Raw genomic sequence first — 16,923 nt, forward strand, 5'->3', positions numbered from 1 at the left:
CATATTGCGGCTCCACGTTTACGAACTTCGGAATCAAAGGAGCACTAGCCAATTATATGATTCTAGTGCGGTTTAGAATTTGAAGTTCCTATGACGAGGTTACCGCGAAACTGATAGGAACTTCAAATTCACCGCACTAGCCCGCAGAAACACGAACTCGGTGTCGTCGTAGACGCGCCGCTCCAGTTCCGAAAAACCATCCGGCCCGTTGAAGCCGGCCGCTGTCGCTTCCTCGACCACGAGCAGCGCCGCGGGCGTCAGCCAGCCACCGTCGTGCAAGGAGACGAGCGCCTTTTCGGCAAGACCCTTGCCGTAGGGCGGATCCAGAAACACCAGCGAGAACGGCTCGACGGGATGTGCGGGTCCAAGATTCGTCGCGTCGCGGCGATAGACCTTGGTCACGCCGCCGAGGCCGAGCGCCTCGACATTGTCACGCAGCAAGGCGCGCGCTTCGGCGCCGTTGTCGACGAAGAGCGTAAATTTCGCCCCGCGCGAGACCGCCTCGATGCCGAGCGCGCCGGTGCCGGCAAACAGGTCGAGCACGCGGGCATCCGAAACCGGATCATCATAAGCGTGGGCCAGGATGTTGAAGAGCGACTCCCGCAAGCGATCCGCGGTAGGACGAATCTCGCGGGAAGAAGGCGAAGCGAGATTGCGACCCTTTAGTCTGCCTCCGACGACGCGCACCTCACTCGCTCCATCCTCGTACGGACACTGTCGACGCGTCGGCAGCTCGCCCCCTCTCCCATGGGAAGAGGGTTGGGGTGAGGGGGGTACGGTCCCTCGATAGCCCGTAACCCCTCACCCGGATCGCGCAAGCGCGATCCGACCTCTCCCAAAGGGAGAGGTAAACTGCGGTCTGCGGCAGATTCCAGGTTCACAGCCCTACTCGTTCCGCGGCTTCAGATCGCGCTTGCCGTGATAGCCGCGCTTCGGGCGACGTGGCGGACCGTAGCCGTTGGCTTCGTCCTCGTTGCGCGCCCGCGCCTCGGCGCTGCCGGTACGGCGCACCAACACGCGGTGTCCCTTGCTATCGGCGATCAACGCGCTCTTGCCGGCCGGCTTGAACGGCTTCTTGCCGCGTGGCGGGTCAACCGCTTCGTCCTCTGATTTTACCGCTGCCTCACCGGGCATGGGCCGATTGAAATCGGCGCCGGCAAGGATCGCGATCTTTTCGCCAAGCTGCTCGCGCAGCACCCGCGTCTTGACCTCCTCGACCGCGCCCTCCGCCAATTCCGCGAGTTGGAACGGGCCATAGGAGACACGGATCAGCCGGTTCACCTCGAGACCGAGATGCGCCATCACGTTGCGCACCTCGCGGTTCTTGCCTTCACGGATTGCAAACACCAGCCAGACATTGGCGCCCTGGTCGCGCTCCAGCGTCGCTTCGATCGGTCCGTATTTGACGCCATCGACTTCGACGCCGCTTTTAAGCGCGTCGAGCTGGGCCTGCGTCACTTCGCCGTGGGCGCGGACGCGGTAGCGCCGCAGCCAGCCTGTATCGGGCAGTTCGAGCGCGCGCGCCAGGCCGCCGTCATTGGTCAGCAGCAACAGACCTTCGGTATTGAAGTCAAGCCGGCCGACGCTGATCAACCGCGGCAGACCTTCCGGCAGATTGTCGAACACCGTCGGCCTGCCTTCGGGATCGGCATGAGTTGTCATCAGTCCGCGTGGCTTGTGATAGAGGAACAACCGCGTGCGCTCGCGCGGCGGCAATGGCGCGCCGTCGACGGTGACGACATCGTTTTCAGTGACGTCGAGCGCGGGGGAATTGATCACACGGCCATTGACCGTGACGCGCCCCTGAACGATCCATTCCTCGGCGTCGCGGCGCGAGGCGAGCCCCGCACGCGACACGACCTTGGCGATGCGCTCGCCGGATTTCTTGACCTTCGGCGGACGTGCGGGCCGGCGATCGTCGCTGTCGCGCTCGCGATAGGCGCCGCGACCGCCGAATGCCGGACGCTTGGCAAAGACCTTGCTGTCGTCCTCATTGTCACGGCGAGGGCGGTCGTCGTCCCGGCGAAACGAGCGGCCCTCGCTGCGCGGATGCTCCTGCCAATCGGTACGCCCTTCGGGACGTCCGGGCTCGCTGTTGCGATCCCGACGCGGGCGATCGAATTTCGGACGCTCACGAAACGGACGGCCGCCTTCGGGGCGATCATCGCGTGGACGCGAAAACCGTGGGCGATCATCTTGGTCGCGTGGCGTGTCGTAACGTGGCTTGTCGAATTTCGGACGGTCGAAATTTCGCGCACCTTCACGGGTGGGGCCCGAGTTGCGCCCGCCACGATCCGGCGAGGCGTCATCCCGCTTCCGCCACGGTTTGACGTCGCCGCGGTCGCGGCCAAATTCCCTGTCGCGATCCGGACGACTACCAAAATCCTTGCGCGGACCGCGCGAAAACTTCGTGCCTTCGTCGAACTTTCTTTCGGGACGCCCGGCGAACGGCCGATCGCCGCGCGGCCGGTCGCCGTCCTTGCGGAAGCCCTCACCGCGCGGCGTGTAGGATCGCTTCGCGCCGTCACGGTCGTCACGCGGCCGGAACGAACGCTTTTCGCCTTCCTTGCCTCGCGATGGCCGATCCGCAAACGGGCGGTCGCTGCGTGCGCGTGGCGCATCGCGGTCCTCGCGGCGCGGCGGGCGATCTCCGCGCGGCGAGTAGGGCCGCTTCTCGCCGCCGCGGTCGTCACGCGGCCGGAACGAGCGCTTTTCGCCTTCCTTGCCTCGCGATGGCCGATCCGCAAACGGGCGGTCGCTGCGTGCGCGTGGCGCATCGCGGTCCTCGCGGCGCGGCGGGCGATCTTCACGGTTGCCGGCATAGGGCCGCCGTTCGCCTTCCGTCTTCGCCCCGAAGCTGCGCTTGGCAAACTTCTTCTCCGGTCCCCGAGGAACGCCCGAGCGGCCCTTGCCGGGCGGCTTGCGGTCGCGCCGGCCGCGGGAATCGTTGTCTTTATCGTTGTCGCGGGGCATGAAGGGGGCTCGTTTTCGGGGCTAAAGGGCAAATCGAATTCATGCGCTCTCTGAAGGACTGAGGCGCATTCTCACGCAAAACCGGTATCGGCATGTGCTGAAGGCGCTTCTCTTAGCAGGTTTATTCTGATGATACGAGGCAAGAAGGCGCCCTCCTTGATGGATTTGGCCCTGAAAGCTGCCGAAAATGCCGGAAAGTCGGGTGAAGTCCCGATCGGATGCGTGATCGTACGCGGCGACGAGGTGATCGCGACCGCCGGAAACCGCACCCTGACCGACCGCGATCCGACCGCGCATGCCGAACTCCTGGCGATCCGGCAGGCCGCCACCGTCACCGGCAGCGAACGCCTGACCGATTGCGACCTCTACGTTACCCTCGAACCGTGCACGATGTGCGCGGGAGCGATTTCATTCGCACGAATCCGGCGGCTTTATTTCGGTGCGGCTGATCCGAAAGGCGGCGCGGTGGAATCCGGCGTACGTTTTTTCGCACAGCCGACCTGCCATCACGCGCCGGAAATCTATTCGGCGGTCGGCGAGCAGGAAGCAGCTAACCTGTTGCGCGATTTTTTCAAGGCGAAGCGAAAATAACTCCCTCTCGCCGTCATCATCCGCGCAAGCGGATGATCCAGTATTCTCCGTGTCGTCATTCCGGGGCGCGAGTGAAACGAGCGAGCTACGATGTGCACTTGCACATCGGAGAATCTCGAGATTCCGGGTCTGGTCCTTTGGACCATCCCGGAATGACGGCGAAGCTGTCACCCCGCCAGGAAAAACTCCCGCAACAGCTTCGCCGTCACGTCCGGATTTTCTTCGGTGAGGAAGTGCCCGGAGTCGACCGGTGAGCCCGTGATGTCAGTCGCCCAGTTCTTCCAGGTATCGAGCGGGGTCGCCGCGGCCCGGGCAATGCCGACATCGCCCCACAGTGCCAGCATCGGGATCGTGATCTTCTTAGCCACGTCGCGATCGGCCTTGTCGATCTCATAGTCGGCATAGGCGCCGGCGCGATAATCCTCGCACATCGCATGCACGCGCGAGGGATCGCGGAAGGCCGCGAGATAATGTTCCAGCGCGCGCGGATCGATGGCGTCGAGATTTTTCGATTTGGTCTGGCTGGCCATCTTGTAGCGCAGGAAGAAATCCGGATTGCCGCCGATCAGGGTTTCCGGCAGCGGATAGGCCTGCGCCAGAAACGTCCAGTGGTAGATCTTCAAGGCGTAGGGCCGGTTGATCCGTTCCCAATAATCATAAGTCGGCAGGATATCGAGCACCGCGAGCCGCGACAGCCGGCCGGGATGATCGAGCGCGAGGCGATAGGCGACGCGGCCGCCGCGGTCATGACCGGCGAGCGCAAAGTGTACATGGCCGAGTTGCTCCATCGCCTCGATCATGGTCTGCGCCATCGCACGCTTGGTATAGGGCTCATGATCCTTGTCGCTCTCCGGCATATCCGACCAACCGTAGCCCGGCAGGTCGGCGATGATGAGCGAGAAACGGTCGGCCAGTTGCGGCGCGATGCGGTGCCACATCACGTGCGTTTCGGAAAAGCCGTGAAGCAGCAGGAGCGGCGGCCCCTTGCCGCCGACGCGGGCAAAGATGCGGCCGGATTTGGTGTTGATCCATTCGGAGCCAAAGCCGGGAAACAAATCGGCAAGATCTGGCATCGTCGATCACTCCATGCCTGGACAGTCCGCGGGCTATTTATCCGCCTGTTCCTGCTCGACCGCCTGCCAGCCGATGTCGCGCCGACAGAACCCATCCGGCCACTTGATCCGGTCGATCGCGGCATAGGCGCGCTGCCGCGCTTCCACCACGGTCCGGCCCGAGGCGCAGACGTTGAGCACGCGGCCGCCATTGGCGAGAATGGCGCCGTCCCTGGCCATCGTACCAGCCTGGAAAATCTCGACGCCTTCGATTTGCGCCGCCTCCTCCAATCCGTCGATGCGACCTCCCTTGGCGTAGTTGCTCGGATATCCCCTCGCAGCCATCACCACCGTCAGCGCGGGTTCAGGGTACCAGCGTAAGTCGAAATGCCTGAGTTCGCCGTCGCAGGATGCGAGCATCGCGGGCACGAGGTCCGACATCATTCGCAGCATCAGCACCTGGCATTCGGGATCGCCGAAGCGAACGTTATACTCAAACAGTTTGGGTCCAGCCGATGTCAGCATCACGCCGGCATAGAGCACCCCGCGAAACGGCGTGCCGCGCGCCTTCATGCCAGCGACCGTCGGCCCGATGATCCTTGCCATGATCTGATCGTGAATCGCGGGCGTGACAAAGGGGGTCGGCGAATAGGCACCCATGCCGCCGGTGTTCGGCCCCTGGTCGTGGTCGAACACGCGCTTGTGGTCCTGCGCGGAAGCAAGCGGGATCGCGGTCTCGCCGTCGCACAGCGCAAAGAAGCTGATCTCGCGCCCCTCGAGATATTCCTCGATCACGACCTCGGCGCCCGCCGCACCGAAGGCGCCATCGAACATCATGGCGATCGCGGCTTCCGCATCAGTGAGCGTCATCGCCACCACGACGCCCTTGCCTGCAGCGAGCCCGTCCGCTTTCACCACGATCGGCGCGCCTTGTTTGCGCACATAAGCGAGCGCGTCGGCGGCGGCGTTGAAACGACTATAGGCACCGGTCGGAATGTTGAATTCGGTGCAGAAATCCTTGGTGAACCCTTTGGATCCCTCGAGCTGCGCCGCCTGCTTGCTGGGTCCGAACGCCTTGATGCTGGCGCGCGAAAGATCGTCGACGATGCCGGCGGCAAGCGGCGTTTCCGGTCCGACCACGACCAGTTCGACCTCATTGCGCTGGCAGAACGCGATCACCGCCGCGTGGTCGGCGACGTCAAGCGCGACACATTCGGCTTCACGCGCAATGCCGGCATTGCCAGGCGCGCACCAAAGTTTTGTCACCAGCGGTGAGGCCGCGATCTTCCACGCGAGAGCGTGTTCACGGCCGCCGGAACCGAGCAGAAGGATTTTCATGAGAGCCCATCAGAACCCGCTTGATCCCGTTGTCGGTCGCACAAAACTCCTTATCCCCGCAAGAGGTGAACTAGCCGTTTCCCCCGGATGCCGCGATGATCTGCTGCAGCGATGCGACATGGCGGGCAAAGGCGCCGCGCCCGGTCCCGGTCGCTGTCACCGTCGTCTGCGGCTTCTTGCCGACAAAGGCCTTTTCGACCCCGACATAGCCCGCCTTGGCCAGCGTTTCGATGTGGGCGCCGAGATTGCCGTCGGTCGCACCGGTGAGTTTCTTCAGGCGGGAGAATTCAAGGCCCGTCCCTGAAGGCAACGCATTCAGCGCCGCCATGATTCGTAATCGAAGCGGCTGATGAATGATGTCGTCGAGCTCGGCCATCGATCAGATCCTGCGCATCCACAGGCCGGAGAGAATCAGCCCACCGCCATTGACGGCGGCCATCCACAACAGAAACGCGGCCCCCTCGACGAAGAAATAGCCGATCAGCGTCAGCGCAATGATCGCAAACCCCATCGCGATGAAAGCGCGGCCAAACCACAGCCCGGCGATGCAATAAAACAGCATGAAATAGATCGGCCAGAACACGCCGAGTTCACGCGGGCCGAAATGCCCAAGCACGTCGCAGCACAGCAGGCCGAACGCGTAGAACATCAGGAACGCGGCGAGCATGCGGAGGTCGAACGTCTGCGCGCCGGTCTTGTCGTTACCCATGGTCGAGAGCGCGGCAGCGGCCGCCACGTTCAGCACATTGACGGCGATCCAGATGAAAGCGCTGTAGCGCGGGACGAGGAAGTTCGCGACATTGCCCGCGAGCACCAGCGCGCCAGCCGCGATCATGATCTGGCTTGCAATGTCGTAAATGCGGGACTGACGAACGCGCTGAACGATATCCTTGATGTCGCTCAGCGCCTGCGCCGCTTCCCTGGGACCGAGGTCGGTCATGATCCTATCCGTGTGTTCGCGACGTAATCAGCGACAGCCGCAACTCCCTTGGCGCTACAGACAATGCCCATGTGATCGACGCCGTCAATCAGCTTGACCTCGACCGCGGGCGCAACCGCATGCACGGCATCGGCATATTTGTCGGCCAGCATCAGTTCATCGCTCGCACCCGCAATCAGCGCGAGCGGATGGCGCGCAGCGGCAAGATCGCGCCGATAGCCGCCGGTCGCGAAATTGCGCATCAGGCGATAGGAATAGGTCGGGTTGAGGATGCGCTCGGAGTTAGCCGGCACCGCGAAGGCGAGCGTCGGCAATTCTTCGCAGCAATCGATGCCGAGCTTGCCGAGCGCCACCAGCGCCAGGAAGCGCGGAATGTCCGCTCTCGCCCAACCGCCGGAATCCGGGCGATTGGTCGGCGCGTCATAGTCGAGATAAGGCGCGAGCAGCACAGTGCGCGCAAACAAGTCCTGGATCGGTGACGCCGCGATCCGCAGGACAAAGCCGCCGCCAGCGGAGTGGCCGAGCAGCGTCAGGGGCTCTGATGGCGACGTCTTGCGGACCCTGGCGACGAGATCCACCATGTCGTTTTCGAGCTGACCAATGAAGGCCACATCGCCCCGGCTGCCGGAACCGCCATGCCCTCGAATATCCGGCGCATAGGTTTCAATTCCACGTGCAGCCAGCGCATCCGCCAGCGTATGGACCGCAGCGCTCGATCCGGAGGAGCCGTGGACGAGAATGGCGATCTGGCCGTTCGGCACTCCACGCGCCGGGTAATGCCGGTAGGCGAGTTCGGTACCGTCGCGGGCGGAAAAGCGCTGCAGCGGCGGCATCGAGCTGCGGTCGACATGCGCGGATTGCGAGATCGAGGTCAGTTCAGGCAGCCGCCCAAGCGGCGTTGCGACCATCGCTGTCAGCGTCAGCGTGGCGAGACCGACGAGGCTCAAAGTCCAGCCCAGGACTCCGAGGGGAAACCGGACCATCCATTTCGACATGATCTTTGCTCCCTCCATAATACCAGATAACTCTATTTCACAGAGTTATCTGTTATGCAAGCGCTACATTGGCGGTTCGGCGCGAAACTCCTTACCTTCGGATAAACCCCAATTCCCCGAATCGATTGTCCGAGATGGCTGCGACCGAAGCCCTGATCAACGCACCTGAATTCACGGTGACCGAATTGTCGTCCGCACTGCGGCGGACGGTCGAGGACGCCTATGGCCATGTCCGGGTCCGTGGCGAGATCACCGGCTTCCGCGGCGCCCATGCCTCCGGCCACTGCTATTTCGCGCTGAAGGACGACGGCGCCAAGATCGAGGCGGTGATCTGGAAAGGCACGCATTACCGCATGCGCTTCAAGCCGCAGGAGGGGCTCGAGGTCATCGCCACCGGCAAGCTCACCACCTACCCCGGCTCGTCGAAATACCAGATCGTGATCGAAGCGCTCGAGCCTGCGGGCATCGGCGCGCTGATGGCGCTGATGGAAGAGCGCAAGAAGAAGCTCGCCGCCGAAGGCCTGTTCAGCGAAGCGCGCAAGCAACTCTTGCCGTGGCTGCCAGAAGTGATCGGCGTGGTCACCTCGCCGACCGGCGCTGTCATCCGCGATGTCCTGCATCGGCTGGAAGACCGTTTTCCCCGCCGCGTCCTGGTATGGCCGGTGCGCGTCCAGGGCGAAGGTTCGGCCGAGCAGGTCGCAAACGCGATCCGCGGCTTCAATTCCTTGCCCGAAGGCGGCCGGATTCCGCGGCCCGATCTTTTGATCGTGGCGCGCGGCGGCGGCTCGCTGGAAGATCTCTGGTCGTTCAACGAGGAGATCGTTGTCCGTGCTGCCGCAGACAGCATGATTCCGCTGATCTCGGCGGTCGGCCACGAGACCGACGTCACGCTGATTGATTTTGCCGCCGACAAACGTGCACCGACGCCAACCGCGGCCGCCGAGATGGCCGTTCCGGTGCGAAGCGAACTGTTGCTTGAGGTGGCTTCCCTCGCGCGGCGGTCGATGCTGTGCTGGCAGCGCGGCCAGGAAATGCGCCGCAACGAATTGCGCGCCGCGGCGCGCGCCTTGCCGAACTTGAGCGAACTGCTCGCCATTCCGCGGCAACGGCTGGATAGCGCCACCGCCGCGCTGCCCCGCGGCCTGAAGGCCAACACGCATGCGCACTTCCGGCACTTTGCGAGCCTCGGGGCGCGGCTGACCATGCGCGTGCTTCGGGCGCAACTCGCCCACGCCCGGCAGCGGCTCACCGGATCCGGCGAGCGGATCACGCTTTCGGCGAAAAGTCTGCTGCGGAACCGCAACGACCGCTTCACCGGGCTCGCGATCCGGCTGAAGGCTTCAAAGTTGTCCAATGCGCAAGCCCAACGCCAGGCGATCGCCCGCGACCGCGAGCGCGTGCTCCGGTTCACCGAGCGCGCCCGCCGCGCGCTCACGACCTCGACGCAGCGGCTCGCGGCGCGGGTCGCCCACAGCGGACAGTTACTGAATGCGCTCTCCTACCGCGGCGTGCTGGCGCGAGGCTTTGCGCTGGTGCGCGACGAGACCGGCCATCCGATGCATGCCGCCGCCGATGTCGGATCGGGCACGCACATGAGCATCGAGTTCGCCGACGGACACGTCGGCGTAACTGCGGATGGAGAGCGGAGGACGCCAGGGACGTCGCCGCCGAAGCCAGCGGCGCATGAGGCGAGGCCGGCAACGCCCAAACGCACCGCAAAGCCGGTCGACCAAGGAAGCCTGTTCTAGTACCGCCGATCTGAAGTCCCCGCACCACAAGCGGCGAATTCGATCGGGGACTTCAGATCGATAAAGCGGTACTGGAATCAATGATTTTGTGAGTAGCCCACGACTTTCCGAAGTTCGTGAAGGTGGGCGCTGCGATCGAGCACGAACTTCGGAAAGTGGGCACTAGATTTTCAGGAGCATGATTATCGCGCCAGCCATTCGGCGACGCGCCGTTGCGAATCGGCGCGCGCTTCCGCGTCGGTGGCGAGGTGGCCTTTTTCCCGATCGGCGCCGGCAGCGGCATTTTGATCGCTCGCGTGGGGCGGCAGGTTGGGGCGATCGAAATCGTGATAGGCGCTGGGATAGACCACGATTCGCGTCAGCGCGCTGCGGCCATGCGCACCCTCGACCATCTGGCGGCAGGCCGGCGGCGAACTGACGTCATCCTTGGCGCCGATCAGAACCAGCGTGGGAACGCGGGCGCTCCAGCCGAGTCCCGATGACAAACGGCAATCGGGATAGAAGGCGACGGCCGAGCGGAAGTCCGGCTCGGCATGGCGCAGCAATAATTGTGGGCGAACGGCCCACAACAATGCGCTGGCGCCATTGGCCCAGCCCAACAGGCTGATCCGGTTATGCGCGACCCAGTTTTGCTGCATCAGCCATTGCCGCGACGCCAGGATATCGGCTACGCGCTCGCGGCGGGCGGTGATCCTGCGAATCTTGACGTGACATTGCGGACCGAGTTCGCGTGAGCCGTAGCTGTCGGGAAACAAAACCGCCTTGCCTTCCTTGAGCAATTGCTCGGCCCAGTCGCGGTAGCGCACTAGGACGGGTTCCGAGCGGCTGCCCAATCCACCGCATCCATGCAGGGCGATCACAGCCGGAAACGGACCAGCGCCGCCCGGCTTGAAAAGCTCCGCATGCAGCACCGTTGCTCCGGACGGAATCTCGATCGCCTGCGGCACGGGCAACGGCGCCGCGCTCACAGGCGACGCCGCAGCCAGAAGTGCGAAAGCAATGAGGGTCGATGAGAAACGCATGGCTTTGCCGGATCGGGATGGATTAGCGGTCCGTTCTAACTTTTCGCTTCCCGTTTCAGCGACACTCCAAAAGGCTAACATGCGCCAAACATCGAATTCATCACAAATCGGTGGGTTTGACGGGCGGACACGGCAACCTATCTATGCTAGTAGACACAGCGCCGTTGACCGGCGAAACAGACGGAAACTTTCGGAGAACTTTCAGGTGCTCAACAAATCCGGGCCCCCGGGTCATGGCGAGGCGCAACTGCAATATCTGGACGGCGATTTTCGCGTGATCTCGCCGGGAACCTATGTGCGCTGCGCCGTGACCGACGTACGGATTCCGCTGGACGAACTGAAATACTGGAGCGTCGATTTGCAGGAGGCCTACGCACAGCCAACGGCCGTGCTGCAGCGGCACTTTCCGGGCGTACTGAAATCCTGAACGGTCAGTTTTTTCGAAATTGCTGATCCCGCGCGCGAAACAGCCGGTCGGACACGAACTTGCGCAGCGCTGAAGCGCTGTCGAATTCGAGCTTGACCGGAAACGGCAGGACGCCTTCGGCCCATGGCGGCAGCTTGCCGCCGACGCCAAGCCGCGCCAGATCCTTTTCGGTCGTCACCACGGTCCAGCCGTTGCGCTTTGCTTCCAGAACCAGCGGTTCGATTTCGCTCTGAGCGAAGGGATGGTGGTCCGCAAAAGCGCGCTCGCGCACCACCTCGACGCCGTAACCGCGTAGCGTCCGGAAGAAGCGATCAGGGTCGCCGATCCCGGCAAACGCCAGGACGCGCTGGCCGCGCAACGACGACAACGTGGCGTCATTGGCTCTGACATTCGCCTTCAATACCGGCTTGTCTTGTGCGGCCACGATCGCCGCAACGGGGTTGGCCGCACTTCCCTCCCCGACCACGATCAGCGCATCGGTGCGGTCGATCTGCGGCGGCAATGGCGCACGCAATGGACCTGCCGGGAAAACCTTTGCGTTGCCGAGCCCGCGATTGGCATCGATGACGATCAGCGAGACGTCCTTGGCGATCGCCGGATTCTGAAAGCCGTCATCCATCACGATCACGGTGGCGCCTTGCGACTTGGTCAGCGCCAGACCGTCGATGCGCTCGCGCGCGACCGAGACCGGAACGCTTCGCGCAAGCATCAGCGGCTCGTCGCCGACATCACTTGCAAGATGGCGTTCGGGATCGACCATCACCGGCCCGCGCAACCGTCCGCCATAGCCGCGGCTGAGCACTACCGGCGTCTCGCCGAGATCGCGCAGCAGGCTGACCAGGGCCAATACCGCAGGCGTTTTGCCGGCGCCCCCCAGATGATAGTTGCCTACGCAGAATACGGGAATGCCGGCGTCAAAGCCCTTGTTCTGCAAGCGGTGACCGGCGATCCCACCATAGACGGCCGCGAGCGGCGACAACAGCAGCGACATCAAGGATCGTGGCCGGTACCAAAAGGCCGGCTCACGCATCCGCCGCCCCCATTTCGAGGCGTAGCTGCAAGAGATAGGGCTCAAGCGCCGCAAGCGTCCGGTCAAGCGCGCCGCCCAATTGGGAAACAACCCGTTCGGCTGCGGCAACGACGGAATCGCGCGCCTTGGGATCGGCCAACAACTGGCCCAGTTGCTTCACCAGCGCTTCGCGCGTTTCGACGACCCTGGTGCCGCCGGCACCATCGAGCGCCGCGTACACGTCGGCAAAATTGAAAACGTGAGGCCCATGGACGAGTGCCGCGCCGAGCTTGATAGCCTCGATCGGATTCTGCCCGCCATGCTTGACCAGCGAGCCGCCGATGAAAACGACTGGCGAAAGCCGATAGAACAGCCCCAGTTCGCCCATGGTGTCTGCGACATAAATATCGGTGGCCGCGGTCGGCAATTCCTCGTGCGAGCGTATGCTCGCATGCTGGCCGGAAGCCTCGATCATCTCCGCAATCGCCTCGCCGCGACCGGGATGGCGCGGAACGATCACGGTCAACAGCGACGGGAAGAAACCCGCCAGCGTTCGATGCGCCTCAAGCAGAACTTCTTCTTCGCCCGGATGCGTCGATGCCGCGACGATGATGGGGCGGCCGCGCGTCACCGACATCAACCACTCAAGCTTGGTAAAATCGGCGGGAGGCGCCGGAACATCGAGCTTCAGATTGCCGGTGACGACGACGTTACGGCTGCCCAGCGAGCTAAAGCGCTCCGCATCGACGCGCGATTGCGCGAGGCAGACGTCGAAGCGGCCGAGCAGCGCCGAAATCGTGCCACTGACGCGCCGCCAGCGCGGAAACGAACGATGCGACATTCGCCCGTTGATCAGGACCATCGGCAGACGTCTGGCCGCGCTCGAAAGGATGAGATTTGGCCACAGGTCCGATTCGATGAACAGCGCCAGGCTCGGGCGCCAGTGGTCGAGAAAGCGCGCGACATAGCGCGGCGAATCGTAGGGAACGTATTGATGAATGATGTCGGGCGGAAAGCGCTTGGCGACGATTGCCGCCGAAGTGACGGTGCCCGAAGTCAACAGGATGCGGATATTGAGCGCACGCAGCTTCCCGATCAGCGCGGCCGCCGCCAGCACCTCGCCGACGCTCGCCCCGTGAATCCACACCAGCGGCCCGTGCGGTCTTGTGTCCGCACTCACGCCCCGCCGCTCGCCGATGCGCTCCGGGTCCTCCTTGCCCTGCTTGAGGCGCCGCTTGATCAACGCCGGTGCGAGCGGCACCGCGACCGACGACAGCCGCCGGTAAACGCGCAGCGTCATCGGCAAGGTATTAGCCATGCGGCGTCCCCTCGGGACGCCCCACTTGCGCGTAGGCTCGCGTCGTGGCGTCGTTGAGGGTTGCTTCCAGCCGCGCGCGCAGTTCTTCCATCTGCTCGGCGTCGGCATCGGGTGGAACCATAATGATCTCGCCTCCCACCAACGCCCCACGCCCGAACGGCAGATTGATCGTAGTCCGGTCCCAATTATTCAAGCGCCGATAGCGGCTGGTCACCATCGCAAACGGCATGATCGGCCGTCCCGATTGGCGCGCCAGCATGATGATGCCGAGCCCGGCGACGCGCGCGCGTTTCGGCACATCGGCGGTCAACGCAACATTATACCCCTGTTCGAGCGCGCGTGCCATCTCCTTGAAGGCGCCAACGCCACCCTTGCGGTGAAACGCCGAGCCGTGATCGCCGGAACCTCTGATGGTGCCGATCCCGAGCCGTTCGGCGGCGAGCGCGTTGTACTCACCGTCGCGATGCCGCGAGATCAGAACCTTGACCCGGTGGGTATCCTTGGTCTTGACGAAGGGGGTCATGAAATGCTGGCCATGCCAGAACGCAAAGATCGCCGGCATCTGTGGCTCGACGATCTCATAGACATCAATCGGATCGAAGCTGAAGCGGTTGGTGCGCCAGACCAGCAGCAGGAATCCGGCCGCAAGCGAACCCACAGCGCGCTGAAACCAGTTGCTGCGCAAGAGATCGCGAACCAGCTTTTTCAATGGCCGGTCTTCGTATCTTGCTCGGGATCGAGCAGGCGGTGAAGATGAACGATGAAAAATCTCATCTGGGCATTATCGACAGTCTGCTGCGCCCTCGCCTTCCAGGCGGTGTAGGCACTCGCGTAGTTGGGGTACAGACCGACGATCTCCACCTGCGAAAGGTCCTTGAACGTGTTGTGCGAAAGGTCGTTCAACTCACCGCCCAGGACCAGATGCAGCAATTGTTGTGGGGCACCATCCGACATGATTTCCGATCCTAAAGCTGTGCCCGGCACGCAATGTTTCCAAACGTGTCAGGCATCCCTCACGGCAAGGGATGGCTTCGAAACTGCTCGACAATGCTTGCATGACGATCGCGCCCCGCCGCCACCAGGATCCCGTGCGTCACCTCGCGGCGATTATACAGGATGGTGTCCCCCGACAGCGCAGTCATGCTACCATTCGCTTCCTGCACGATCAAATTTGCCGCCGCAAGGTCCCAATCGCGGCTTTGACCGCCTGCAAACGCGGCATCCAGCTTCCCGTCGGCGACCCGGCACAGGCGGAGCGCCAGCGATCCGATCCGCGGATGCAGCGAAATTTCACCGTCGGAACGATTAAGCCGCTCCACCAGCGGCTTCGGACCGGCCATGCGGGAAAAATCAAGTCCAGTGCCGGATGTCGCTTGGATGGCGGCGCCATTGAGCCGTGATCCGCGCCCGGCTTGCGCGAAAAAGAATTCATCGCTCGCGGGTGCGAACACCGCCGCAATCACCGGCTGCGCGTCTTCAACGAGCGCGACGCTGATGCACCAGTCCTCGCGGCCGGCAAGATAGGCACGGGTGCCGTCGATCGGATCGACAATCCAGACCAGGCGCTTGCCGACACGTGACTGGTCGTCGGCGCTTTCCTCGGACAACCAGCCGTAGTCCGGGGTCGCCGGCCTCAGTCTGCGGGCAATCAGCTCGTTGACCGCGATATCGGCTTCCGACACCGGCGACGATGTTCCCTTGATCCAGTTCTTCAGCTCGGTCCGGAACAGCGACAACGCCAGCGCGCCGGCTTCGCGCACCGTGTCGGTCAGAAGCGCAGCGTCGCGCGCAGGATTTGCCGGGCCGGCATTGGTCCCGGCGTCACCGTCCGCCAAGGGTCAATCCCTCGATCCGCAGCGTCGGCGCGTTGACGCCATAGCGAAACACCAGATCGTTCGCCGGCACCAGCGACTTGAAGATGTCGAGCAGGTGGCCAGCGATGGTGACCTCACTGACGGGGTAGGTGATTTTGCCGTTTTCGATCCAGAAGCCGGATGCGCCGCGGCTGTAGTCACCGGTCACGCCGTTGACGCCTGAACCAATCAGGTCGGTGACGTAAAAACCCTGACGAATGTCGGAGATCAGTTCCTCCGGCGTCACCGCGCCGGCTTCAAGGTGCAGATTGTACGATCCCGGCGACGGCGACGACGACACACCGCGATGGGCGTGGCCGGTCGTCGTGAGCTTCAGTTCGCGCGCGGTCGCACAGTCCAGAATCCATGAGGTCAGGACGCCTTGATCGACGAGCGCGAGCTTCTTGACGCGGACGCCCTCGGCATCGAACGGCTGCGAGCGCAAGCCGCGACGGCGCAGCGGATCGTCAATAATGCGGATGTTGCTGGCAAAGAGCTGCTCGCCGAGGCGATCCTTCAGGAAGCTTGTCTTGCGCGCAATCGAGGCGCCGTTAATCGCCCCCACCAGATGGCCGACCAGCGAGCCCGACACGCGCGGATCGAACACCACCGGCACCTTGCAGGTTTCGACCTTGCGCGGATTGGCGCGTGCGACCGTGCGCTCGCCGGCGAGGCGGCCGACGCTTTCGGGTGTGTCGAGATCTTCAGCATGCGGGGCGGAAGTGAAATCGTAGTCGCGCTCCATCGCGGTGCCCTCACCGGAGATGGCGGTCACAGAGATGCCCTGGCTCGAGCGCAAATAAGCGCCGTGAAAGCCGGTGCTGGTCACGAGTACCATGCCGCCGATCCCGGTCGACGCCGACGCGCCGCCTGATTTAGTGACGCCCTTGACCGCAAGCGCAGCCGCCTCCGCCTCACAGGCGCGGCGCTCGAGTTCGGCGGTTGTCGGAACGTGCGGATCGAGCAAATCGAGATCGGGGAACTCGCTTGTAAGCAACGAGGGATCGGCAAGGCCGACATATTCGTCATTCGGTGCCACGCGCGCCATCGCTACCGCCCGCTCGGCGAGGCGTGCTACGCCGTCGCCGCGGATATCGTTGGTCGAGACCACGGCCTGGCGCTTGCCGACCAGCACACGCAGACCGACGTCGTCGCCCTCCGAACGCTCGGACTCCTCGACGCGGCCGTCGCGCACTTCGACCCCGTGCGCGATGCCACGCACGGCAACCGCGTCGGCGGCGTCGGCGCCGGCTTGCCGGGCGGCTTCGACGAGGCGTTGGGCCAACGTCGTCAGCGCGGATTGATCGAAAAGCTTGGCGGTGGCGGCGTCAGCCGAAAGCGCAGATGCGCCCGATGGTGAAGAGATCACGAATAAAAATCCCGCAGATTTACGGAAGGGGCGAACGGCGGTCGAAACAGATCACTGACCGCATGAAATGTGCCTGATTCAGTTGGATTTCAAGCATTTTCACGCTGCCGAAACATAGGAATTTCGGCAGCATGGCAAGGTCCCGTCAATCATGCGGGCCAAGGTGTTGTCAATCATGCGGATCGATGGAGACCCGGTGACGGCGGATTAACCAGCCTTTTTAAGCGAATCCGGACGCCGCTCTGGCATGCTCTCACGTAACGACCGGGGACATAATCCCGGCGGGGA

General features: G+C 63.6%; 17 protein-coding genes. 3 read left to right on the forward strand and 14 right to left on the reverse strand.

Features of this window, described 5'->3' with window-relative positions; translation table 11 throughout:
• Positions 1-99: 99 nt before the first annotated feature.
• Positions 100-687, reverse strand: coding sequence for a 16S rRNA (guanine(966)-N(2))-methyltransferase RsmD (rsmD, locus tag M6D32_RS08990; protein ID WP_298255452.1), 588 nt, complete (start codon positions 685-687; stop codon positions 100-102).
• Positions 688-885: 198 nt separating this feature from the next.
• A complete protein-coding gene (locus M6D32_RS08995; RefSeq protein WP_298255454.1) occupies positions 886-2,973 on the reverse strand; it encodes a pseudouridine synthase in 2,088 nt (695 codons plus the stop codon).
• A gap of 129 nt (positions 2,974-3,102) precedes the next feature.
• Here M6D32_RS08995 and M6D32_RS09000 point away from each other — a divergent pair, with 129 nt between their 5' ends.
• A complete protein-coding gene (locus M6D32_RS09000) occupies positions 3,103-3,564 on the forward strand; it encodes a nucleoside deaminase (RefSeq protein WP_298255456.1) in 462 nt (153 codons plus the stop codon).
• A 167-nt stretch (positions 3,565-3,731) separates the two neighbouring features.
• Here M6D32_RS09000 and M6D32_RS09005 read toward each other — a convergent pair whose 3' ends face one another.
• The 5 genes from M6D32_RS09005 to M6D32_RS09025 all read right to left on the reverse strand — a co-directional run bounded on the left by M6D32_RS09005 (position 3,732) and on the right by M6D32_RS09025 (position 7,889).
• Entirely contained in the window at positions 3,732-4,637 is a 906-nt protein-coding gene (locus M6D32_RS09005) for an alpha/beta hydrolase (RefSeq protein ID WP_298255458.1), read from the reverse strand.
• 33 nt (positions 4,638-4,670) lie between these two features.
• The gene (gene purD, locus M6D32_RS09010; protein ID WP_298255460.1) at positions 4,671-5,954 is read right to left on the reverse strand and encodes a phosphoribosylamine--glycine ligase; all 1,284 of its coding nucleotides are present in this window, start codon (positions 5,952-5,954) and stop codon (positions 4,671-4,673) included.
• A 70-nt stretch (positions 5,955-6,024) separates the two neighbouring features.
• The gene (locus M6D32_RS09015) at positions 6,025-6,330 is read right to left on the reverse strand and encodes a transcriptional regulator (RefSeq protein ID WP_298255462.1); all 306 of its coding nucleotides are present in this window, start codon (positions 6,328-6,330) and stop codon (positions 6,025-6,027) included.
• A 3-nt stretch (positions 6,331-6,333) separates the two neighbouring features.
• Positions 6,334-6,894, reverse strand: coding sequence for a hypothetical protein (locus tag M6D32_RS09020; protein ID WP_298255464.1), 561 nt, complete (start codon positions 6,892-6,894; stop codon positions 6,334-6,336).
• Positions 6,891-7,889 carry an alpha/beta fold hydrolase gene (locus M6D32_RS09025; protein WP_298255466.1) on the reverse strand — a complete coding sequence of 333 codons (999 nt, stop codon included), beginning with the start codon at positions 7,887-7,889 and terminating at the stop codon, positions 6,891-6,893. The genes M6D32_RS09020 and M6D32_RS09025 overlap by 4 nt, the downstream gene beginning before the upstream one ends.
• A 134-nt stretch (positions 7,890-8,023) precedes the next feature.
• Here M6D32_RS09025 and xseA point away from each other — a divergent pair, with 134 nt between their 5' ends.
• Positions 8,024-9,637, forward strand: coding sequence for an exodeoxyribonuclease VII large subunit (xseA, locus tag M6D32_RS09030; protein ID WP_298255468.1), 1,614 nt, complete (start codon positions 8,024-8,026; stop codon positions 9,635-9,637).
• Positions 9,638-9,819: 182 nt separating this feature from the next.
• On the opposite strand, the gene M6D32_RS09035 is transcribed toward xseA, so the two are convergent.
• A complete protein-coding gene (locus tag M6D32_RS09035) occupies positions 9,820-10,659 on the reverse strand; it encodes a dienelactone hydrolase family protein (protein WP_298255470.1) in 840 nt (279 codons plus the stop codon).
• Between the two features lie 205 nt (positions 10,660-10,864).
• Here M6D32_RS09035 and M6D32_RS09040 point away from each other — a divergent pair, with 205 nt between their 5' ends.
• Positions 10,865-11,086: a DUF2093 domain-containing protein gene (locus M6D32_RS09040; protein WP_298255472.1), complete on the forward strand. Its 222-nt coding sequence runs from the start codon at positions 10,865-10,867 to the stop codon at positions 11,084-11,086.
• Between the two features lie 4 nt (positions 11,087-11,090).
• Here the strand turns inward: M6D32_RS09040 and lpxK are convergent, their stop codons facing one another.
• From lpxK to M6D32_RS09070, 6 genes are read right to left on the reverse strand one after another with little or no spacing between them, the layout of a single operon-like run.
• Positions 11,091-12,116 (reverse strand): tetraacyldisaccharide 4'-kinase, encoded by a 1,026-nt coding sequence (lpxK, locus tag M6D32_RS09045; RefSeq protein WP_298255474.1) that lies wholly within the window; start codon positions 12,114-12,116, stop codon positions 11,091-11,093.
• Positions 12,109-13,413 carry a 3-deoxy-D-manno-octulosonic acid transferase gene (locus tag M6D32_RS09050; protein WP_298255476.1) on the reverse strand — a complete coding sequence of 435 codons (1,305 nt, stop codon included), beginning with the start codon at positions 13,411-13,413 and terminating at the stop codon, positions 12,109-12,111. Before M6D32_RS09050 ends, lpxK begins: the two co-directional genes overlap by 8 nt.
• Positions 13,406-14,122 carry a lysophospholipid acyltransferase family protein gene (locus M6D32_RS09055; protein WP_298255478.1) on the reverse strand — a complete coding sequence of 239 codons (717 nt, stop codon included), beginning with the start codon at positions 14,120-14,122 and terminating at the stop codon, positions 13,406-13,408. Before M6D32_RS09055 ends, M6D32_RS09050 begins: the two co-directional genes overlap by 8 nt.
• The gene (locus M6D32_RS09060; RefSeq protein WP_298255480.1) at positions 14,119-14,367 is read right to left on the reverse strand and encodes a DUF4170 domain-containing protein; all 249 of its coding nucleotides are present in this window, start codon (positions 14,365-14,367) and stop codon (positions 14,119-14,121) included. Before M6D32_RS09060 ends, M6D32_RS09055 begins: the two co-directional genes overlap by 4 nt.
• A gap of 59 nt (positions 14,368-14,426) precedes the next feature.
• Entirely contained in the window at positions 14,427-15,248 is an 822-nt protein-coding gene (locus tag M6D32_RS09065) for a 3'(2'),5'-bisphosphate nucleotidase CysQ (RefSeq protein ID WP_298255482.1), read from the reverse strand.
• Positions 15,235-16,632, reverse strand: coding sequence for a TldD/PmbA family protein (locus M6D32_RS09070; RefSeq protein ID WP_298255628.1), 1,398 nt, complete (start codon positions 16,630-16,632; stop codon positions 15,235-15,237). The genes M6D32_RS09065 and M6D32_RS09070 overlap by 14 nt, the downstream gene beginning before the upstream one ends.
• Between the last annotated feature and the right edge of the window lie 291 nt (positions 16,633-16,923).

It is taken from the genome of Bradyrhizobium sp., from assembly GCF_027307225.1.
GTDB lineage: Bacteria > Pseudomonadota > Alphaproteobacteria > Rhizobiales > Xanthobacteraceae > Bradyrhizobium.